Source organism: Metabacillus litoralis, from assembly GCF_003667825.1.
GTDB lineage: Bacteria > Bacillota > Bacilli > Bacillales > Bacillaceae > Metabacillus > Metabacillus litoralis_B.
The window spans coordinates 4,884,492-4,905,205 of sequence record NZ_CP033043.1; the positions used below are offsets into that span (position 1 = coordinate 4,884,492).

The window sequence follows — 20,714 nt, forward strand, 5'->3', positions numbered from 1 at the left end:
GCGATACGTATATAAAATGTTGATGTTTAAAAAGAAGCATGGCGATTACAACAATGCCTAAAACGTAAGAAGTAAAAAAAGATGATCCAACCGAGAGGAGCTTTATAAATGGGAAAAGGGATTTTGCATTATGACGTTGGAGAACAAGTTGAAGTACACCTACTAATCAAAACTTCCACTAAAGGAATTGCAAGCAATGGTAAAGCTTTTTTAACGTTAATTTTACAAGACACATCAGGGGAAATAGAAGCAAAGCTTTGGGATGCATCACAGGATGATGAAGTCCTCTATTCCCCGCAAAGCATTGTCAAAGTATTAGGAGATATTCATCATTATCGTGGACGAAATCAGTTGAAAATTCGCAAGATCCGTCCGAAGCATGACGAAGAGCAGATTGAAATTTCAGATCTTCTCGAAACTGCTCCTATAGCAAAAGAAGTGATGAATGAGAAGATTACACAATACATTTTTGAAATGAAAAACTCAAATATCCAGCGTATTACTAGGTATTTATTGAAAAAGCACGGTGCTGCTTTTATTGAATATCCAGCAGCGACAAAAAACCACCACGAGTTTGTATCTGGTCTTGCCTATCATGTTGTTTCAATGCTTGATTTGGCAAAATCAATTGCTACTTTATATCCTAGTCTTGATACGGATCTTCTTTATGCAGGAGTTATTCTACATGATTTAGGAAAGGTGACTGAATTGTCTGGACCAATTAGCACAACTTATACAGTTGAAGGAAATCTTCTAGGTCATATATCCATTATGGTAAATGAAATTGCTAAAGCGGCTGAACACCTTCAAATCGAAGGGGAAGAAGTAGTAGTCCTACAGCACCTCGTTTTAAGTCATCATGGAAAGGCTGAATGGGGTAGTCCAAAACCACCTATGATTAAAGAAGCAGAAATTTTACATTATATTGATAATCTTGATGCAAAAATGAATATGATGGATCGTGCCCTTGAACGAGTTAAGCCAGGGGAATACACAGAAAGAGTATTTGCTCTTGATAACCGTTCCTTTTATAAGCCGACATTTCATAAATAAATAGGCATAAAAACGCTATTTCGTTCATATGCTCCTACAAAAGAGCTTGTTCAAGTGTACAAGTCTTTAAAAGGGGAGGAAGTATAATGTTCGTTATGCCTTGGTGGATTTATTTATGTATTATAGGGATTCTTGTAAGTGGATATATGGCATTTAAAACAGCACGACAAGATAAACAAATTGATGATACGTTCATTGAACAGGAGGGTCAAGTATATCTTGACCGTATTGAACAGGAACGTCAGAAAAAAAGAGATCTGTTAACACAGCAACAGGAGCTACAAGACGATCAAACAGCAAGCTAAGATATTGCTTGCTACAAACAAAGGCTCTCGTCAAAACGACGAGAGCCTTTAATTAGTGGAATTATTCTTTTGTTTCTTCTTCTTTTTCTGCTGGTTCTTCCGTTTCTGCTGCTTTAAAAGTATCCTTTAAGTCTTCATCCTTCACTTCTACATTTGATTCTTTAATTGCTTTGTCTAACGCATTTTGGATTGTATCAGGTTGTTGGATCTTTTGGTTGCGAACTTCTTCTTTTAAGGATTCTTTCATTTCTTCAAGTGGTTTCACTGTTTCTGTTACTTTGATGATGTGGAAACCATAATCTGACTTTACAGGTGCACTTACTTCACCTTCTTTTAATTTAAAGGCTGCATCCTGGAATTCTTGAACCATTGCACCTTCACCAAACCATCCAAGATCTCCACCGTTTTGAGCTGAACCAGGATCTGTAGAATATTCTTTTGCAAGATCTTCAAATGATTCACCCGCATCTAATTTTTCCTTCACTTCTTTTGCCGTTGCTTCATCTGCGACTAAAATATGGCTTGCTCTAATTTGACCTTCCAGTGTATCGTAGTAAGCCTTAATATCTTCATCTGTTACCTCAGCTTCAGCTTCGGCTGCTTTCTTTCTAAGCAGATCCACTTTGACCATTTGTTTTACAACATCTTCACCTTGAGTTTGGACAACACTTTCAAATTGAGCACCGTATTGTGTTTTTAAGTTATCAAATTCAGTTTGAACTTCTTCATCTGTTACTTCATATTTTTCACTTAATACTTTTTCATGAACGAGCTCTGTTAACACATCTGCACCGAAACGAGCCTTCATTGCATCGTAAAATTCGTCCTTCGTAATATTACCAGCTTTTGTTTCTACAACAACTTCAGAGTCAGCATTATTGTTGCAAGCACTTAGTGCAAGTATGCTAGTTGCTGCTGCTAATACAATTGCGATCTTTTTCATCTTTACTACAACTCCTAGTTATGAAATTTAAACAGTATCTAGCTTGCTATGTATTTTAGATAGTACAAGAAATACTATACCATAATGTGACAAGTTCAAAAAGTTTTTTCAGATTGGGAAATCCATGGGAGAATGGTTACCCTTATGTAGCTTCTCCAAATAAGAAGAAAGCTAAAATCATGTAATAAAGAAAACTCATTCTGCTTAAATGAAAATGTTAAGCACTAAAACATAACCTAAGCATGCCTAAAGAAAAAATAAGCTAATTCCTCAAATCTGGGCAAACGTCCAAACAAAAAGCCTGAATTTATATAGGATATAAGTGTAAAGAGAAAAGGAGGTAATTAGTTATGAGCTTTGGTTATTCAAATAGCTTTGCTTTAATCGTTGTGCTGTTCATTCTGTTAATTATCGTTGGAGCTTCTTACCTTTAATTAAAATGAGATGGCCTGAAAGACATAATCACAGGCAACGATCCAACCATTATGAACAAATATGACCTTTATGATAAAGAAAAAGATAAGGGAGGTACTTGTTATGAGCTTTGGTTTTTCAAATAATTTTGCTTTGATTGTAGTACTGTTCATTCTGTTAATCATCATTGGAGCTTCTTATCTTTAATTGACACTAATGAGATGTCTTAATAGACACTAAGATAAAAAATGAGGAAATTGGGCAAACGTCCAATCAACTCAAGTCAAATGACCATAGAATAAAGTATAAAAGATAAGGGAGGATTTCATTATGAGCTTTGGTTATTCAAATAACTTTGCTTTGATTGTAGTACTGTTCATTCTGTTAATCATCATTGGAGCTTCTTATCTTTAAATCTACAATGTCATTATAAGACATTAAGATAAAATTTGAAGGAATTGGGCAACAGTCCAATCACATGAGTACAAATGACCATATGATATAGGGAAGAGATAAAGGAGGTAATTAATTATGAGCCACGGTTTTACAGGAAACTTTGCTTTGATTGTAGTATTGTTCATCCTATTAATTATTATTGGAGCTTCTTACCTTTAATAAAGTCATATAAATAAAGATTATTTGTATCACCTTGAAAAGGGGGTGTAATAATGAGCGGTGCATATACAGGTGGATTCGCGTTAATCGTTGTATTGTTCATCTTGTTAATCATTGTTGGTGCAGCATGGTTATAAGATAAATCATTAAGAAAAGCTAACAGGGCGTCCCTGTTAGCTTTTTAACTTTTAGATATGTATGATTTTTGTATATTTCCATAATGGAATTTTGAGCCTCGAGGAAAATAAAGACATGCGTTTTTAAAACACTCATACATAACCGTTGCAGGAATGGAGCATGAGATCATTTTAACCGAGGCTACTAAGAAGATAAAACATATGAATTAGGTATACAGAATTTCAATATATGAAGAGATTAACAAAATGGTAATAAGAACATTTATTGTTCTAAAAACTTTTGTTTGGCGGTCTTCAGGAATCTCACGAACTAAGCATAAAGCATTTGTAAGCTTGTTTATATAAAACAAGATAAAGACTGCAAACAAGATAAAGAAGATTATCATTTTGAGATCCCCCTTCCCTCATTATACATATTAGATTACCAGACTATTGAAGAAAAAGATAGCATTTGACAACTATTACATTTCAAATATATGTAAAGATCACACTGCACAGGAAAGCCCTAGTAGAAAAGACAGGCCCATAGTTGCTCTTATTTTTATAGCCCTAAGTGCAAGCTTTATAACATATAAAAAAGTGACAAGCCAGAGCTTATCACTTTTTCTATTTATTTTGAACAAGAACTTCATAACCATCCTCAAATTCTTCGATAAAACATAGCTTAGGAGCAAAGAGTAGATGTTTTAAAAGGAGAAAATCCGGAACACAAAGTCCAATATGAAATGCCATTGCAATGCTAAAATAATGCATGTAGGTAGGCAAATATATACTCCCAAGTACAAAGAGAATGGAGAATGTGACAAAAGGTGTTAGGAGTGAAGCAATCATTTCATTTTTTTTCATTCCCTGACATGCTTTTAATTGAATTGTTGGGAATAAATAGAAAAGCTTAATCCTCGCTGAAACTCTGCAGCCACAAAGAACTAATGGAATCATGTGGAGCAGTTTATGAAAAGGAGGCATGCTAATTAATAACAAGACAAACATAAGGAAATGTCCGTCTTTGAGATGCACTTTTGAATAAAGAAGATTGATAGGTAAGTAGGTTAAAATAAACGAAAGAATCATCGTTAACAAAGATATTAATATGATTCTGTATAGTCCAATATCTTTTGTAAGATTGATGGTTTTCCAGCAGCTCATCGTCTCACCGTCCACATTTGCTAAATCTAATTACTACAATACTGTACGACGGTGCAAAGAAAAAATCAATATGGAATTTGGAATTGGATAGCTTTTAGATAAAAAGTATCAATTTAGATGTTGGTTCATACTTTCTGTTTAATTTCAATAACAAAAGTATTCGTTAAAACTTTCTTAAAATTCGCTAATACTATAAAATAAAGGACAATAATGTATGTACGAGAAAGAGGGTAACAAATGGATTCTATAGAGAAGCGTTTGGAGACATTGGAATATTATCAAACGTTATTCATTAAAATGCTGGAGCCGGAAAAATTTCCTTTTTATCATATGGTGATGAGTAAAGGATTATCTAAGGAAGAAATTGAAGAAATTCATGCAATATGCCATGAGCTTAGTGCGAACCATAATGAACAAAAAGCGCAAGGGTTAGTGATCTTTACAGACCTCCTTACGCAATTTGCCGGCCAATTAAATGCAAAGCTGGATTTATATGAAACAATCCGTGCTTTGCATAAGCAAAAATTATACAGACCTCTTATGGATGATTTTTTGGAATTAATGTAGTGATCGTTCATTAAGTTGATGAAATTAATTGTTCAGACTTAGACTCTTTTTCTTTTCCTGGGGTATCATTGAATGCATCCTCTATGCTGTGGAATGACTGTTCAAAGATCTCCATAAAGTCTTCGCCGTAGATGTTACGAATAATACACATCATTTCCATCATTTCTGGAAACTTCCCATATAAATTTTGAAGTGGTAAAGCACCTTTTAATACAGAGTTTCTGTCTGGACTAAAGTCTTCTAAAAGCTTTGAAAGTATTTCCTCACCTTGTTTTGTTAGTTTAATATACGTGTTGCGCTTGTCATTGGCTTTTTTGGAAAACTCTAAGTAACCTCTTTCCTCAAGTTTCTTTGAGAAGTTAAAGGCAGTAGATACATGCATAACTCCGAATTTAGCAATCTCTGAAATTGAAGCTCCGTTTAAATGATCGGCAATCCATAAAATATGGTGCTCGTTAATATTTAAATCGTATGGCTTTATCCATTGTTGCCAATCCTTTTCAATTGTTTTCCAAAGTGCTTTACTAAGCTGTGCAACGCGTTGACTAAATAACAAGGCTTCTTTTACTGTAAATTCCCTTTCATTATGTTTCATCAGCCGTCACCCCTGATCTCCCTATTATTATTCTCTATTATGCCAATAAAATAAAGATTAATAAAGATATAAATTTACGAAATTTTTAAAAATTTTTGTAAACCCTTTAATATCAATGGTTTAGGAATAAAAAAAAGTGTGAAGACAATGCTTGTCCATCACACTTTTTGATGAAATAGAAAAATAATTCATATCCTAAGAGGATTTATTTTACTTCAAGGTTTGTTCGAGATTTTTAATTTTCATGTCAATTTCTTCAATTTCTTTCATCAAGTCATTTTTATGTGGTTCAATTTCTTGCTGAAATTGTTCGACTGTTTTTTTAAAGTCAGAGGATACCTCTTTCATGACTACTGAGCCATCCTTTACCGTTTTGATGAGTTGTTCTTTCAATGCTTTGCTTTCATTTTTAAGTTGGTGTAAAAGATCTTCGAGTTGCTTTCGATTTAAGTTTAATTGTCCGCGTAATTCTTTTCCTGAAGAAGGAGTTGAAAGTAATGTGGCAATGCTGCCGATCACTCCTCCAACAACGAGACCAAATAGTAAAGAATTTTTATTTGCCATTCTTATCCCTCCATATTTTATGTAGATCATTAAAACACTCGTACAACCTCTTATCAACATACCCAAAGGTGTCTTCATTAAACATTATACATAGATACAGAAAAGTTAGCATAAATATTTAGAAAGTCCTTCATTACTTCCTACTATTGTCCACTTCGGTTCGTGCTTCGATGGACAGGTTTTCGTAAATTTAGGTTCTTTTGAGATTTTGCTTCAAGGAGGCAAAACCAACATAAGATGTCACCAAACCAATTTCAAAAATGCATCAAGATTGAAGGGAGGATGAGCATGTCAGGTGTTATCTTTTTATTTTTTGTCATAAGCTTATTACTATTTATTGGTGCTTTTCATTATTTTAAACTTCTACAACAATCAACATCTTATCCACCTAAAAAAGTAGTCAAACAAAAGGTGTCTGTACTTGCTACTGGAGGAGTCATCATGCTGGTAATTGGTGTTATTTTAATGTTTTTTAATCAGTAATGGAGATCCGGGTGAAAGGTGACTTAGATCTGCGTACTTAAAATAATGAAAGAAAAACCCCGATCAAATGTGATCGGGGTTTTTCTTTATACGTTCTTAAGCAACTGTTAAGTTTTTTGAGCGTTTGAAAATACTTTGAACAATTGGCAGGATAATAATCATGGCTGCTCCATTAAATAAAGTGGCAGGAAGAACAACAGTTAGAAATAATGTTGTAAATGCGACACCACCTGGTAATCCAACAATTAATAAGGCAGCAGTTAAAAAGATTGTTCCTGAAACAATTGTACCAATAACAGCGAGTACAGTAGCTGTGGCAACTTTATGGGCAATTTTCTTTACAACTAAGAATAAGCCGTAAAATACAAATGCTGTAATGATTTTGTCAATGATGTTTGGTAGAAACCCACCAGGGAATGTTGATGTTAACGCAGATAAAAATCCAGTTACGATACCGAGTAAAGTAACATTTTTCATACTAGGAAACATAATGATTCCAATAAACATCATCAATAGAATCATGTCAGGCTTCATTCCATTGTAGAATGGAGGCATCACCATATGCAAAACAGCCCCAATTGCCGCAAATAAAGATAAAATAACTAATACTCTCGTGTTCATTTTCTCATCTCTCCTCTTCTAATCTCATAAACTAATCTCCCCAATAGTGAACTCATTTCCTATTGCGAGAGCTTATCGTTATTATAGCAACAATTACTTATTCCGTACAGATTTTTTCTTTGAGTGTTACTACCAAAAAAAGGGGCTGTCACCCTAATTAGGAACAGCCCCTTACATCTTATTAACTGTTTTGATTTTTAAATTCTGTCATGAATTTTGCTAATGCTTCACATGCTTCCTTAGGAACAGCATTGTAAGTTGAAGCACGGCATCCACCTACAGAGCGATGACCTGCAAGGCCTATAAATTGACGCTCTTTTGCTTCCTGAAGGAATTTTTTTGTAAGTTCCTCATTTTGAAGTGTGAAGGTAATATTCATTAAAGAACGGCTGTCTTTTTCAGCATGTCCTTTATAAAATCCATTACTTTCATCAATCGCAGAGTAGATGTAGCCAGCTTTTTCTTCATTGATTTGTTGAATCTGTTTTACTCCACCTTGTTCTTTTACCCACTCGAGTACTAAAGAAAGCATGTAAATAGCAAAGGTAGGAGGTGTGTTATATAATGAATTATTTTTAGAATGAGTTGAATATTTTAAGATCGTTGGAACGTCTTCGTTTGCTGTTTCTAGAAACTCTTTCTTCACAATAACAACAGTTACCCCAGACGGTCCAAGGTTTTTCTGAGCTCCTGCATAAATAAGATCAAATTTCTCTACATCAATTTCAGTGCAAAGAATATCGCTAGACATATCAGCGATTAAAGGAATAGGGCTCTCAGGATATTCCTTCCACTGAGTACCAAAAATCGTATTGTTTGATGTGATGTGAAGATAAGCACCATTTTCAACGTCATTTAATGAATAATTGGTTGGGATGTGTGTGTAATTCTCATCTTTACTTGAAGCTAAAATACGAGTTTCTCCAAATGTTTTTGCTTCTTTTAGTGCTTTTTCTGACCATGAGCCAGTTGTAATAAAATGAGCTGTTTGACCTGATTTTAGGAAGTTCATTGGAATCATAGTGAACTGTAGGCTTGCTCCACCTTGTAGGAAAAGGACTTCGTAATTGTCAGGAATTCCTAGAAGCTCTCTTAATAATGAATTTGCACGATTATGCACTTCTTCATAGTCTTTACTACGGTGACTAAGCTCCATAACAGACATACCTGTGTTATTAAAATTCACTAATTCTTTTTGTGCGCGCTCTAGCACGGGTAACGGAATTGCCGCTGGTCCAGCATTAAAATTATATGCTCTCAATGTATTGCCCTCCTTGATATGAACGTAAAATAATACTCATATCCTATCATGAATAGAGAAGGAAATGTAGACTGAAAATTTTCATCTTTGTGAATGTTGGTGCAGAAAACGTTTACATTTCCTTCGAAAAACATTTCTTAATGACTTAGTGTTTGATAAACTACTAAAATAGTAAAAAAAATCACATTCTATTCTTTCATGGAAGTTTATATTTGTATAAACATTTCAAATACTAAAATGATACAATGAGTAACTGCACACAAAAAGGAGGTTTTCATGACTCTAAGAAAAAAGCTACTAATTGCTTCAATCAGTATTATTTCTATATTTATGTTAATGATCGTTCTATTGGTTGGAATAATCACGAGTCGAATTCATCAAATATACGAGCAAGAGCAGGTTATAACGCAAGTTAACCAAACACGTAACTTATTAAATAATGAACTAAAATCTTTGGATCGTTTTAATTTAGATTATGCTGCATGGGATGATACCTCTTCTTTTGTTGAAAACAAAAATGATCTTTATATTCAGTCGAATCTTACCTCTGAGACATTTCTACAAAACAAAATTGATCATATGATCTTCTTAAATAAAAGGGGACAGATTGTTCTTGTTAGACAAATTGATTCTGAAGGAAAACTTGTTAAAGATTATATTGATAGCAATTGGCTAGATAGATATAAACTTAAAAAAGTTCTTCATACAAATGAAAAGATAAACGGTTTAATTAAAACTCCTGAAGGAATCATGCTATTATCCGCTCGCCCGATCTTAAACAGTCAATATGAAGGACCTTCAAATGGAACACTTATTTTTACTAGAAAGTTAGATCAAGAACTTGTTAGTGAATTAGGCAATATCATTGAGCTTGATCTTTCTTTTTTTCAAGACGCACCTAAGAAATTGTCTAAACAAGAGATGGAGCAATTAGAAAATGAAAATTTATATATTGACGAGGTAAGTGATACTACAATAGCAGGCTACAGTGTTCTAACGGATCTGAAAGGTGATCCACTTTCTTATATTGAAGTGAAAAGTGAAAGAACCATTTATAAAAATGGTAGGATGTTAATTCTATTAAATCTACTTTCATTTCTAGCCCTTGTAACAATTATTTGTACTGTACTTTATTTTACTTTTGATAAGATATTCGTTTCGCGAATCTTATCGTTAAAGCAAAGTATTGCCAACATTCGTTCCTACAACAATAATGGAAATAGCGTTGGTAGTCACGGTGATGATGAGATTGGCCACTTAGCAATGCAAATAAACGATATGCTTACAACACTTGAAAAATATAATAACAAATGGAAGAAAAGAGCAAATTTTGATTCCCTTACTAATCTCCCTAACAGAGGATATCTAACAAAAAAAATGAATGATTTAATTTCAGCTGAAGAAGAATTTGCTGTATTTTTTATGGATTTAGATGGTTTTAAGGAAGTGAATGATTCTTATGGTCATGAAACAGGTGATAGTTTATTACAGCTTGTAGCTGAACGGCTTAAACATATCGTTCGTGAGGGTGACACAGTATCAAGGCTTGGTGGAGATGAATTCGTTTTGCTTGTAAATATGAAGAGGGACGAAGATCAATTAAGAATATTAGCTGACAGAGTGATCAAGAAACTGAATGAACCTTATAAAATCAATAAGATTGTGATCACTGTATCGGCAAGTATTGGGATAGCACAATCGCCTAAACATGGGACAGATTATCATTCCCTTATTAAGATGGCAGATGAAGCCATGTATATAGCAAAGAAGGCAGGAAAAAACAATTTTCATTTATTGTCTTGAAAAAACAAAAGGGCCGTCATGGCCCTTTTATTTAATTCCTTCTTTAATTGTGTTTGCAATTTCTTGGAGATCTTCTGGTGTATACTGATCTGCATGTGACTTCCATACAGCACCAAATCCGTCTCCCTTGCCGTATCTTGGCAGAATATGCATATGATAATGAAAAACAGATTGTCCGGCCTTTTCTCCATTATTGTTAAGTAAATTTAGGCCAACAGGCTGAAATTGCTCTTTTATGGAGTTGGCAATTTGAGGAACAACCTCAAATAATTTACTCGCAATTTCAGGTGTTAATTCATAAATGTTTTCTCTATGTACTTTTGGAACAACCAGCGTATGTCCTTTCGTTACCTGGCTAATGTCTAGAAAGGCAATCACATGTTCATTTTCAAATACTTTTGCACTTGGAATTTCTCCCTTAACAATTTTACAAAAAATACAGTCACTCATTTTTTTCACTTCCTTCAAAAAAATTCTTATTCAACAGCTTTCAACATTATTTGTAAAGCAAGTATGTTATGTTTAACTACTAGAAATCCATCTCATTTTCGAAACAACTATATTTTACCATAAGAGAAAAGAAAAAGAACAGAGTGAAACGAATGTTCACCCTGTTCCCGAGGAAGGAAAAAAACTCATATTATGGGAAAATGTCTTTGATAAACACCTCATTTAACATTTAGATTTAAATGCTATCTGATGTGTGAAGACCATTGTTCAATGCAATCATCCCCTTGTTACTAAATAAACGTTCTAACATTTCGGAAACTGTATTTTGACAAACACCTCATTTATAAAATGATGCTATACAGAGCGTTTATTTCAGAAAATAGCGGCCCGTAGACACCTCATTTCGTGAGTGTTCAATCATCAATGGGTAAAAACAATATAATTGTCTTTGACAAACACCTCATTTAACATTTATTTAAATGCTATTTGATGTGTAGTGACCATTGTTCAATACAATCATCCCCTTGTTAGTTGTTTATATAACATAACAAAAAGTGGAATTGTCTTTGACAAACACCTCATTTACAAAATGATGTTACATTCAGGCATCTAATTCAACAGAATAGCGGCCCGTAAACACCTCATTTCGCGAGTGTTTTTTCAATGGTTAAGCAATGATCCCTTGAGTTAAAAGAAATTGTCTGGGACAAACACCTCATTTAAAGGTTTTTGTTTGAACAATTAACCCTTCCTCACTAATTATGATGTCCCGTAATTACAGGATTATGCGAAAAAGTTTTCTAAGTTTAGGCAAGTGATTTAAATTTTGATACTATAAAAAGAAGGTAGCGAAAAAAGTCTTTAATTTTTTCCTGCAAAACTAAATGGACAAATTAAAAAGTAAAAGGAGAAACGTGATCATGACGCTTCTAAAGGTTGAACATTTAACAGGCGGGTATACTCGAAAACCTGTCTTAAAGGATATTTCATTTGAGGTGGAAAAAGGCAATATTGTTGGTCTAATCGGTCTAAATGGTGCAGGTAAAAGTACAACAATCAAGCATATTATTGGAACAATGGAAGCTCATAAAGGACAAGTCTCCATTAATGGGAATACCTTTGCTTTAGATTCTGCAGCCTATCGTTCACAATTTAGCTTTATACCAGAAACACCGATTTTATATGATGAGTTAACACTATATGAACATTTAGAGCTAACAGCGATGGCATATGGAATTGATAAGGACACTTTCGAAAAACGACTTCAGCCGTTATTAAAGGAATTTCGGATGGAGAAGAGGTTGAAGTGGTTTCCAGCTCACTTCTCAAAGGGTATGAAGCAAAAGGTCATGATAATGTGTGCCTTCTTAGTTGAACCTGAGCTTTATATTATTGATGAGCCTTTTGTTGGTTTAGACCCATTAGCTATAAATTCATTATTGGAAATGATGGATCAAGCGAAAAAACAAGGCTCAGGTATTCTTATGTCAACACACATACTAGCAACAGCGGAAAGATATTGTGATTCTTTTATTATTTTACATAACGGAGAAGTTCGCGCAAAAGGAACATTACTTCAATTAAGGGAACAGTTTGGGATGAGAGACGCGACTTTAGATGATCTTTATATTCAGTTAACAAAGGAAGATCAAGATGAAGAGCGTTAATGAGATATGGCAAACACGAGTAAATCAACATATAAATGAAACTAGAATGTACTTGAAGTATATGTTAAATGACCACCTTCTTTTTGTTTTTATTTTTTTAGGAGCAGGTGGAGCTTTAACTTATCAAAGATGGCTTGAAACATTATCTCCTGATTTTCCGGCTATCGTAATTATGACATTCACCTTTGCGTTTATCGTCATAACGTCAAGTGTTCGAACATTGTTGAAAGAAGCTGACATTGTTTTTTTACTACCGATGGAATTTAAACTAAGAGGTTATTTTCAAAAAGCTTTTAGATACAGTTTTATTACACAAAGCTTTTTCATTATTGTTCCTTTAATTTTATTTACACCCTTGTATTTTAAAGTAACAGATGCAAACGGAAGGACTCTTCTTATTTGTTTGGGGCTTTTACTACTGGTAAAGTTTTGGAACTTAAGGGTAAGTTGGGCGATGAGCTTTTATACAGAAGCTTCAGCAAAATGGAGTGATCTGATTGTTCGATTTGTTTTAAATGTATCTGTGATTTATTTTATTTTCTCACAAGATTTCCTTTTCTTAATTGTTCTGTTTGTTATTATGACAGGTTATGTTTTGTATTTTTCAAACAATGTAAAACAGAAGGCATTAAAATGGGAGCAACTTATTAAAAGAGAAGAAGGAAAGAAGCAATCTTTTTATAAGCTTGCAAACTTATTTACAGATGTGCCTAAGCTTAAGAAACAGGCAAAGCGTCGTGCGTATCTCGATTGGATGGTCAAGCAAGTAAAGTATCATCAGGAAAATGTATATGAGTATTTGTATGTGCGTGCATTAATTCGATCAGGCGACTATTTGGGCATTATTGTTCGGCTAACTATCATCGGAAGCATAATCTTGTCATTCTTAAATGAACAGTTAACAGGCTACATCGTTGTATCCATTTTATTTATTTTTTTAACCGGCATTCAGATCATGAGTTTATATAAACATTTTGAATTATTAGAGTTGACTAACTTATATCCAAATGCTGAAAAGAAAAGATTAACAAGCTTCTTGAAAATAATGTTTACAGTCTTTTTGGTACAAACGGTGATTTATTCACTCATCACATTACTATTTGCAAATGTATCTATTTTTGGTGGAACCTTTATTGTAACAGCTTTATTTTCCTATCTTTTTGTTTTTATTTATATGAAAAATAGAATAAAGAAGAGTGAAAAGGATGTATAGGTATGAGCTATGAATTACGAGCTGCTGAAGAAGCAAGAATGTGGAAACAGAAGCTATTGAGAAAAGCATCGTTTTGGGAACGTTCATCTAAAAAAGCACAAAACAAAATGAACGGAATGATACCAGAAAAAGTACACCATACTGTTACCGAGAGTATTAAAAAGATGATCGAGGCAACATTACTAGGATCTAATATCACAACATTTCCTAAAAATGTTGAGGACCTAACATTTGAGCAACGAGAAAATTTGGTGAGAAAATCAATTGGAATGTACAAAAAAACAGCTGCAATTGAAGGGGCTTCAACCGGAGCAGGTGGTCTTCTTTTAGGCTTAGCAGATTTTCCGTTATTTCTTAGTATTAAAATGAAGTTCCTTTTTGAAGTTGCAAACCATTATGGATACAGTACGAAGGAATATGAGGAAAGATTATTTTTGCTTTATGTGTTTCAACTAGCCTTCTCTAGTGAAACACATAAAGAAGAAACTCTTACAATCATTGAAAATTGGGAAACAAAAAAACTAGAAATCAAAGACTTAGATTGGCGTATCTTTCAACAAGAATATCGTGACTATATAGACCTTGTAAAACTAATGCAAATCATTCCAGGAATCGGCGCTGTTGTAGGTGGTGTAGCAAATTATCACCTTGTACAACAGCTTGGGGAATGTGCGATGAATAGTTATCGGTTGAGGGTGTTTTGAAGTGCCTGTCACTTCCCGAAGTTTGTCGAATGACTTTCATAGCACAGGACATGAATTGAAACAGTAAAAAGGCAGGGCTAATCATAGTAACAGGTTCTGTTTTGAAGTACAAAATACAAATTAACATTGCTTTTCGTATAGTCATTCGGACTATGCTTAAAAAGCATTTTGACAAGTAAATCAGTAAAGAAAAATGCTTGGAAACATATATGCTCTAAGCATTTTTTATACCAAGATAAGTACCCGTTTCCAACTCTTCAAGAATCGCAAGGAAATAAGCTACTAATAAGCGGAGAAATTCCCCTTATTGAGGAAATAACATGAAAAATAGATTAAATAGACGGAAAGATTCCGCCTATTTAATCGAAAAAGACGAAAATGGTCCATTTTACATTACTTAACCGGAAAAATTCCGCTTATATCTCCAAATTGATTTCCACTCTTCATTCTAACCGGAAAAACTCCGCTTATTTATAAACTATTGGTTACTCAATTAAGGATAATCTGCTTTATTTATCCACCTCTCAGACCTTCATCCCCCCCTGGTAGTTAAAATCATTTTTAGCACACCATTTGGAATAGCAATGAGCTTGCGAATTTTATTGCTGACAAATACTTATGTCACCATGTTAAAAGTGGTTCGGAATTCTGGGCCTAGTTACCTTCCATTTAATTAAACCCCATATATATCAATAAAAATAAGCAGTCATATTCAGTAGAGAATGGGACTGCTTATTAGTTTGCTAATTTAGTTTTTGTATTCGGAAACCGAACCCGTTATAATCATAGCTTCTGCCTTTTGTTTATTACTTTCATTGCTTTATGGCTGATGAATGTTTGACGTGATCGATTTGGTATTGAATAGCAGCTTTACATAGTGTTTTAGCAGCAATAAGTAAAGCTTTTTCATCAATATCAAATTTAGGATGGTGATGAGGGTAAGCTTCATCTGCAGTCACGGGCTTTGCTCCAGTGAAGAAAAAAGTCCCTTTCACATTTTGTAGATAGTAGGCAAAATCCTCTCCACCCATTTGAAGTGGGCTTTCCTCAACTTCATAAACACCAGGTACGCTAGGTGCAATTTGTTTTAAAAACTCTGTTTCGTTCTCATGATTAACAACAGCAGGGTATCCTCTGAAAAATTCATATTCATAATCTGCATCGCTCATGAGACAGGTTCCTTTCACAACCCGTTCAATCTCATGTTCAATTTGTGTACGAACTTCTTCATCAAAGGTCCGTGCTGTGCCAATAAGCATGGCTGAATTTGCAATAATGTTAAAGGCGTTTTCCGCTACAAATGAACCAACCGTTACAACGGCTGATTGAATAGGGTCCACTTTACGACTTACAATCTGTTGTAAACTGGTTACCACTTGAGACCCTATTAATATGGCATCTTTTGTTTTATGAGGTTGTGCACCGTGTCCGCCTTTTCCACGAATAGTAATTTCAAAGCGGTCTGCAGCGGCCATTAATGGACCTACACGATACTGAATTTTACCGACAGGTTCAGTAGCCCATAAATGTGTACCAAAGATTACATCAACATCGTCTAAGCAACCGTCTTGAATCATTGATTTTGCTCCACCTGGTGCGTATTCTTCTGCATGTTGGTGAATAAGGACAATGTTTCCGTTAAGCTGATGTCGATTTTCATGAAGAGTTTTTGCTAACACAAGTAATGTTGCTGTGTGCCCATCATGTCCACATGCGTGCATCACACCAGGAACAGTTGATTTGTATTCAACATCTTTTTCATCTTGAATTGGCAGGGCGTCAAAATCGGCTCTTAGTGCAACAGTAGGACCAGGGAGGTCACCTTTAATTGTTGCAACAACACCGTTACCACCAACATTCCCACGTACGTTAACACCAAGTTTTTTATAATAATTTAAAATATATGCAGCTGTTTTTTCTTCTTTAAAAGAAAGCTCTGGATGCATATGTAAATATCTGCGAATGGTAACCATTTCCGAAAAATAACTGTCTAGAGTAGACCAGAGATGATCAAGCATCGTATTCCCCCTATCATATTGATTTTAAGTATCTACGAGTTTCTACATATAAAAAGCCATGTAAAATCATATGTTTACAATGTGAAATGTATTAAAATAGATTCGTATTAATATTAGATAGATTGTATTGAAAAATTTTGAAAATTTCAAGAAAATAATTTGGAGAGGAGGGATAATAGTGAAAACAAAAAATATAGTTATTTTATTAACGGTGTTATTTATAGGATTAATTGCTTTAGTGATGTTGAATGCTACAAATAAATTCGAAACGATAATTGGAGAAACGTTATATTCTTTTCATGATCATCGTCTAGCAACAATATTTGAAGCTATAGGAATGCTTGGGTCAACTATCGGAATTATTGTGACATTATTCATTTTTATGATCGTATTTGCCATTGTGGAAAAAGGTTTTATAACTTCTTCGCTTCTATTTGTTGCTGTTCTATTTGGAAATTTTTTAAATAAAGCATTAAAGGCTGTTATTGGGAGAGAGCGTCCAACATTTCCCCAACATATTGAAGATGGATATAGCTTTCCTAGTGGTCATGTTATGGTTGGACTTCTTCTGTTTGGAACAATCGCTTATAAACTATTGAAAAAAACAAATGATCAAAAAATGAAACAAACCATTTTAGTTTGTACAAGTTTAATAGTCGTTGTTATTGGGATGAGCCGACTGTTGGAAGGAGAGCATTTTTTAACAGATGTAATTGGCGGAATGATTGCTGGTTCCCTTTTGCTAATTGGGATTATACATTTAGATGTTTATTTACATAAAATAATCAGCCGAAGAAAAGTAAAAAGTGACCTTTCTATTTAAAAGTAAGTTAATAAATAAGAAACCAACTCCTGCGCTTCATTGAGTTGGTTTTTTTATTTATTGAACAGGAGAACCTGGTGGGTAATAATAAGGCGGAATTTTAATCCAACCACGCTTACGCATTAACGTTTTTAATGTTGTTCCAAAAGCTACCCATTCTGTATAGAAGTTTAACCAAAGTAAACCAATATCGTTACGGATAGCATCAGCTTGGCCTTTCGCACATGCTTGCATACACAGGACTAATTTAAATGAAATCCCATTTGAAATCTCATCATCTGTTAGTTTTACACCTAAAGGAACTTCCTTAGGGTTTGACTCTGGTTTCGCAGACGTAACATCTGGTAAAGGCACACCCTCTTTTTTCATAAAGTCACTTAACCTTTTTACCTGAGATTCACACAATTTGACCGCATCAACGAGCATTTCTCTTACCTCATCATCTGAGGTTGTGTTTAATCCAACTTCTTCATATCTTATGAACTCTTCCACCATCGTTACATACTTCCAAAGGTCACCAACCTCAATAACATGGAGAGGAGAGTGCGGTTCATCTACTTTATCTATTGTTGTTTTTAATGTATTCCATACAGCTTCAAATGGATTAGGCAACTTCTTCACCTCCTATTGTTTCTTAGTATGACTTTATTTTTTACAAAAGATGTAAAAGAAATTGATGTTTTAGTAGCTTCTTTTCTACGGTAGTTATTTAAAGGAATAAACTTATTGCATCTAGAATATTAGATAGACAGAACTAAAAACGAGGGGAGAAAGACAATGAAGTATAAAACACTAGGGAAAAGTGGCTTATTAGTTTCAGAGCTATGCTTAGGCGCCATGACATTTGGAAAAGAAGTAACAGAAGCGGATTCTATTCGTATGATTCACAACTTTCTTGATCAGGGTGGTAACTTTGTTGATACAGCAGATGTTTATGTTGGTGGAGAATCAGAAAAAATTGTTGGTAAAGCCATCAAAGATCGCCGTTCCGAGGTTGTTTTAGCTACAAAAGTTAGAATGCGAGTAGGTCCACATCCTAATGACTTTGGATATTCTAGACGGAGAATTCTAGAAGGGGTAGAGCAAAGTTTAAAAAGGTTAGATACGGATTATATTGACCTTTATCAACTTCATGTTTGGGATAATATAACACCTATTGAGGAAACAATAAGAACACTTGATGATCTTATTAGTTCAGGTAAGGTAAGATACATAGGATGTTCAAACTTCCTTGCGTGGCAGATGATGAAAGCTTTGTCATATAGTGATTTTCATAATATGGCTAGGTTCATTTCCATTCAACCTCAGTATAGTTTAATCAACCGTGAAATGGATCGTGAAATTTTACCTCTTTGTAAAGAAGAAAATGTTGGGGTAATTCCGTGGGCACCGATTGGTGGAGGATTTTTAACAGGAAAATATAAACAAGGTGAATCTCCTACAACAGGACGGCTCTCTAAAGGTGTGGGTGAGTCTAGCTGGGAGAACCGAAATAATGAAAAGAACTTTAAGATTTTACAAACAATCGAGAAGATCGCTCAAGCAGTTGATAAAACACCTGCACAGGTTTCTCTAAGGTGGCTTCTACAAAAAGAAGAGATTACATCACCAATCTTTGGTGCCAGCAGCCTGGAGCAATTTAATGAAAATATGGGAAGTGTTGATTGGGAGTTAACAGCTGAACAATGGAATCAACTTGATGAGATAAGTAAGCTTCCTAGCGAATATCCGACAAGATTTCTTGAGAAATTCCAAAGATAATCACATAAAGATCCTGTTAAACAGTTCTGTTTACAGGATCTTTTTTGTCGTTTACTTTTGAGGTTTGAGTCTACAATAAAAACATAGCTACAATAGTTGTTATGACTAAACCAATTGAGACTGGAAGAAGATTTCGGCGAGCTAATTCAAACGGATCGACTCCACAAATCGCAGCTGCTGGAATAAGTGCCCATGGAATAATCGTTCCGCCTCCAACCCAGATAGCTGTTACTTGACCCAATGCTGTTAATGTAGCAGTACTGACTCCAATAGCTGTTGAAAACAGTTGTGCAATTGATCCAGCGAGAGATATACCCGAAAAGCCTGAACCATCTAGTCCTGTTAATATCCCTACACCTGTTAGTGTGACAGCTCCAACTTCCGGTGTTAAAGGAACAATATGTGCAAGAGCAATACCTAAATCATTTACGATTCCTTCAGAGGTTTCAGGAAGATAATGACCGACAATGTCGTAATATCCCGCATCACCTAAATAAAAAAATGCAGCGATAGGAATGACTGGCCCGAACACTTTAAAACCAAATTGAAAGCCCTCAATTAAATAATTTGTTGACTCCTCAAGTCCCTTTTTCTTATGAGCTAAACAGGTTGTGAGAATTAAAATAAGTAAGGATGTTCCACCAATTAATGCCGTGGCATCTCCACCTTGTAGATTTAATGTAATCATTAAAATAACATCAATTACAAAAATGACTGGAATGATAATAGCAAGCCATTTTTTTGTGGCTGCTGATAACAAGCTGTGGTCTGTGTCTTCAATAGGAGATGATGTTGAAACAGTTGGAAAATCTTTACCTAGTTTTATATCTCTTTTTAAAAGAAAAAAAGCAGAGATTGTCGTTACAAGTCCCATTGTAATGACAAGGGGAATACTTGCTTCAATCACATCCCCAACTGGAATTCCCGCTGCATCAGCAGTAAGTTTAGGAGCTGCCTGAATAATGAAGTCCCCGGAAAGAGCAATACCATGCCCGAACAAATTAATAGCTATTGCTACACCAAGTGCAGGCAATCCGGCCCGAATGGCAACGGGTAACAATACAGCACCTATTAGTGCAACTGCTGGTGAAGGCCAAAAGAAGAAGGAAATTATCATCATTAAAATTCCAATCGTCCAAAAGGCAGTTGTTGGATTTTTAATGATTTTTGAGAATGGTAAAATCATTACTTCATTAATGCCTGATATGGTCAAAATCTTACTCATTGCGACAATAATTGAAATAACGAGTATTGTTGGTAAAAGCTGTGTAATTGCAAAGGTAAAGCTATTAAAAAGACTTGTTATAGAATCACTAACAGAGAGTGTTGAAAAAGCAGCTAATGAAAGTATTCCTACTATACAAACAATCGTTGTATCACGTCGGAAAAGCATAAAACCGATGATTCCAACTATAAACAGTAGGTAAACCCAGTGAATGAGTGTTATTTCTATCCCATTATGATCACTCCTCAGCAAAAGCCTAAATGGTTTTCTTTACACCTTATGAGGAATGAGGATAAGATGTGAGGAAGGAATGAAGGGAAGAATACTATATGTAATTGTTAGTAGA

26 protein-coding genes are annotated in these 20,714 nt (G+C 34.5%); 15 read left to right on the forward strand and 11 right to left on the reverse strand.

Features of this window, described 5'->3' with window-relative positions; translation table 11 throughout:
* Window positions 1-108: 108 nt before the first annotated feature.
* Together yhaM and D9842_RS23940 are read left to right on the forward strand one after the other, a co-directional pair.
* Window positions 109-1,053, forward strand: coding sequence for a 3'-5' exoribonuclease YhaM (gene yhaM / locus D9842_RS23935; RefSeq protein ID WP_121664619.1), 945 nt, complete (start codon window positions 109-111; stop codon window positions 1,051-1,053).
* Window positions 1,054-1,139: 86 nt separating this feature from the next.
* Complete coding sequence (locus D9842_RS23940; RefSeq protein WP_121664620.1) at window positions 1,140-1,358, forward strand: sporulation YhaL family protein; 219 nt, start codon at window positions 1,140-1,142, stop codon at window positions 1,356-1,358.
* 61 nt (window positions 1,359-1,419) lie between these two features.
* Here D9842_RS23940 and D9842_RS23945 read toward each other — a convergent pair whose 3' ends face one another.
* Window positions 1,420-2,301: a peptidylprolyl isomerase gene (locus tag D9842_RS23945; RefSeq protein WP_121664621.1), complete on the reverse strand. Its 882-nt coding sequence runs from the start codon at window positions 2,299-2,301 to the stop codon at window positions 1,420-1,422.
* Between the two features lie 350 nt (window positions 2,302-2,651).
* On the opposite strand from D9842_RS23945, the gene D9842_RS23950 reads away from it, so the two are divergent.
* The 5 genes from D9842_RS23950 (at window position 2,652) to D9842_RS23970 (ending at window position 3,467) form a co-directional block, all read left to right on the forward strand.
* Window positions 2,652-2,735 (forward strand): YjcZ family sporulation protein, encoded by an 84-nt coding sequence (locus D9842_RS23950; protein WP_098795287.1) that lies wholly within the window; start codon window positions 2,652-2,654, stop codon window positions 2,733-2,735.
* A 103-nt stretch (window positions 2,736-2,838) separates the two neighbouring features.
* Window positions 2,839-2,922: a YjcZ family sporulation protein gene (locus D9842_RS23955; RefSeq protein ID WP_098795289.1), complete on the forward strand. Its 84-nt coding sequence runs from the start codon at window positions 2,839-2,841 to the stop codon at window positions 2,920-2,922.
* Window positions 2,923-3,045: 123 nt separating this feature from the next.
* Entirely contained in the window at window positions 3,046-3,129 is an 84-nt protein-coding gene (locus D9842_RS23960; RefSeq protein WP_121664622.1) for a YjcZ family sporulation protein, read from the forward strand.
* A gap of 117 nt (window positions 3,130-3,246) precedes the next feature.
* Complete coding sequence (locus D9842_RS23965; RefSeq protein ID WP_098795290.1) at window positions 3,247-3,330, forward strand: YjcZ family sporulation protein; 84 nt, start codon at window positions 3,247-3,249, stop codon at window positions 3,328-3,330.
* Between the two features lie 53 nt (window positions 3,331-3,383).
* Window positions 3,384-3,467, forward strand: coding sequence for a YjcZ family sporulation protein (locus D9842_RS23970; RefSeq protein ID WP_098795291.1), 84 nt, complete (start codon window positions 3,384-3,386; stop codon window positions 3,465-3,467).
* Between the two features lie 206 nt (window positions 3,468-3,673).
* Here the strand turns inward: D9842_RS23970 and D9842_RS23975 are convergent, their stop codons facing one another.
* On the reverse strand, window positions 3,674-3,853 hold the full coding sequence (locus tag D9842_RS23975) for a hypothetical protein (RefSeq protein WP_098795292.1): 180 nt from the start codon (window positions 3,851-3,853) through the stop codon (window positions 3,674-3,676).
* A gap of 220 nt (window positions 3,854-4,073) precedes the next feature.
* The gene (locus D9842_RS23980; protein ID WP_121664623.1) at window positions 4,074-4,613 is read right to left on the reverse strand and encodes a DUF3267 domain-containing protein; all 540 of its coding nucleotides are present in this window, start codon (window positions 4,611-4,613) and stop codon (window positions 4,074-4,076) included.
* 237 nt (window positions 4,614-4,850) lie between these two features.
* Between D9842_RS23980 and D9842_RS23985 the strand changes: the two genes are divergently transcribed.
* Window positions 4,851-5,180 (forward strand): DUF1878 family protein, encoded by a 330-nt coding sequence (locus tag D9842_RS23985; protein WP_121664624.1) that lies wholly within the window; start codon window positions 4,851-4,853, stop codon window positions 5,178-5,180.
* 10 nt (window positions 5,181-5,190) lie between these two features.
* Here the strand turns inward: D9842_RS23985 and D9842_RS23990 are convergent, their stop codons facing one another.
* Together D9842_RS23990 and D9842_RS23995 are read right to left on the reverse strand one after the other, a co-directional pair.
* Complete coding sequence (locus D9842_RS23990; protein WP_121664625.1) at window positions 5,191-5,775, reverse strand: HTH-type transcriptional regulator Hpr; 585 nt, start codon at window positions 5,773-5,775, stop codon at window positions 5,191-5,193.
* Between the two features lie 210 nt (window positions 5,776-5,985).
* Window positions 5,986-6,339, reverse strand: a complete 354-nt coding sequence (locus D9842_RS23995; protein ID WP_162987551.1) for a YtxH domain-containing protein — start codon at window positions 6,337-6,339, stop codon at window positions 5,986-5,988.
* 288 nt (window positions 6,340-6,627) lie between these two features.
* Between D9842_RS23995 and D9842_RS24000 the strand changes: the two genes are divergently transcribed.
* Entirely contained in the window at window positions 6,628-6,822 is a 195-nt protein-coding gene (locus D9842_RS24000) for a membrane protein YhzF (RefSeq protein WP_121664627.1), read from the forward strand.
* Window positions 6,823-6,918: 96 nt separating this feature from the next.
* Here the strand turns inward: D9842_RS24000 and D9842_RS24005 are convergent, their stop codons facing one another.
* Window positions 6,919-7,443: a tryptophan transporter gene (locus D9842_RS24005; protein ID WP_121664628.1), complete on the reverse strand. Its 525-nt coding sequence runs from the start codon at window positions 7,441-7,443 to the stop codon at window positions 6,919-6,921.
* Between the two features lie 181 nt (window positions 7,444-7,624).
* Entirely contained in the window at window positions 7,625-8,704 is a 1,080-nt protein-coding gene (gene serC, locus D9842_RS24010; protein ID WP_121664629.1) for a 3-phosphoserine/phosphohydroxythreonine transaminase, read from the reverse strand.
* Window positions 8,705-8,980: 276 nt separating this feature from the next.
* Between serC and D9842_RS24015 the strand changes: the two genes are divergently transcribed.
* Entirely contained in the window at window positions 8,981-10,507 is a 1,527-nt protein-coding gene (locus D9842_RS24015; protein ID WP_121664630.1) for a sensor domain-containing diguanylate cyclase, read from the forward strand.
* A 27-nt stretch (window positions 10,508-10,534) separates the two neighbouring features.
* Here the strand turns inward: D9842_RS24015 and D9842_RS24020 are convergent, their stop codons facing one another.
* Window positions 10,535-10,957: an HIT family protein gene (locus tag D9842_RS24020; RefSeq protein WP_121664631.1), complete on the reverse strand. Its 423-nt coding sequence runs from the start codon at window positions 10,955-10,957 to the stop codon at window positions 10,535-10,537.
* A gap of 920 nt (window positions 10,958-11,877) precedes the next feature.
* Here D9842_RS24020 and D9842_RS24025 point away from each other — a divergent pair.
* The 3 genes from D9842_RS24025 to D9842_RS24035 are packed head-to-tail and all read left to right on the forward strand — an operon-like array spanning window position 11,878 to window position 14,541.
* Window positions 11,878-12,624: an ABC transporter ATP-binding protein gene (locus D9842_RS24025; RefSeq protein WP_098795302.1), complete on the forward strand. Its 747-nt coding sequence runs from the start codon at window positions 11,878-11,880 to the stop codon at window positions 12,622-12,624.
* Entirely contained in the window at window positions 12,611-13,837 is a 1,227-nt protein-coding gene (locus D9842_RS24030) for an ABC transporter permease (RefSeq protein ID WP_121664632.1), read from the forward strand. Before D9842_RS24025 ends, D9842_RS24030 begins: the two co-directional genes overlap by 14 nt.
* A 2-nt stretch (window positions 13,838-13,839) precedes the next feature.
* Complete coding sequence (locus tag D9842_RS24035; protein ID WP_121664633.1) at window positions 13,840-14,541, forward strand: EcsC family protein; 702 nt, start codon at window positions 13,840-13,842, stop codon at window positions 14,539-14,541.
* 812 nt (window positions 14,542-15,353) lie between these two features.
* Here the strand turns inward: D9842_RS24035 and D9842_RS24040 are convergent.
* On the reverse strand, window positions 15,354-16,559 hold the full coding sequence (locus D9842_RS24040) for a M20 family metallopeptidase (protein WP_121664634.1): 1,206 nt from the start codon (window positions 16,557-16,559) through the stop codon (window positions 15,354-15,356).
* Window positions 16,560-16,737: 178 nt separating this feature from the next.
* Here D9842_RS24040 and D9842_RS24045 point away from each other — a divergent pair, with 178 nt between their 5' ends.
* Window positions 16,738-17,382: a phosphatase PAP2 family protein gene (locus tag D9842_RS24045; RefSeq protein ID WP_121664635.1), complete on the forward strand. Its 645-nt coding sequence runs from the start codon at window positions 16,738-16,740 to the stop codon at window positions 17,380-17,382.
* A 57-nt stretch (window positions 17,383-17,439) separates the two neighbouring features.
* Here the strand turns inward: D9842_RS24045 and D9842_RS24050 are convergent, their stop codons facing one another.
* A complete protein-coding gene (locus D9842_RS24050) occupies window positions 17,440-18,003 on the reverse strand; it encodes a DUF3231 family protein (protein WP_306821493.1) in 564 nt (187 codons plus the stop codon).
* Between the two features lie 156 nt (window positions 18,004-18,159).
* Between D9842_RS24050 and D9842_RS24055 the strand changes: the two genes are divergently transcribed.
* A complete protein-coding gene (locus D9842_RS24055; RefSeq protein ID WP_121664637.1) occupies window positions 18,160-19,143 on the forward strand; it encodes an aldo/keto reductase in 984 nt (327 codons plus the stop codon).
* A gap of 70 nt (window positions 19,144-19,213) precedes the next feature.
* On the opposite strand, the gene D9842_RS24060 is transcribed toward D9842_RS24055, so the two are convergent.
* Window positions 19,214-20,536, reverse strand: coding sequence for a hypothetical protein (locus D9842_RS24060; RefSeq protein WP_257535940.1), 1,323 nt, complete (start codon window positions 20,534-20,536; stop codon window positions 19,214-19,216).
* Window positions 20,537-20,714 lie beyond the last annotated feature (178 nt).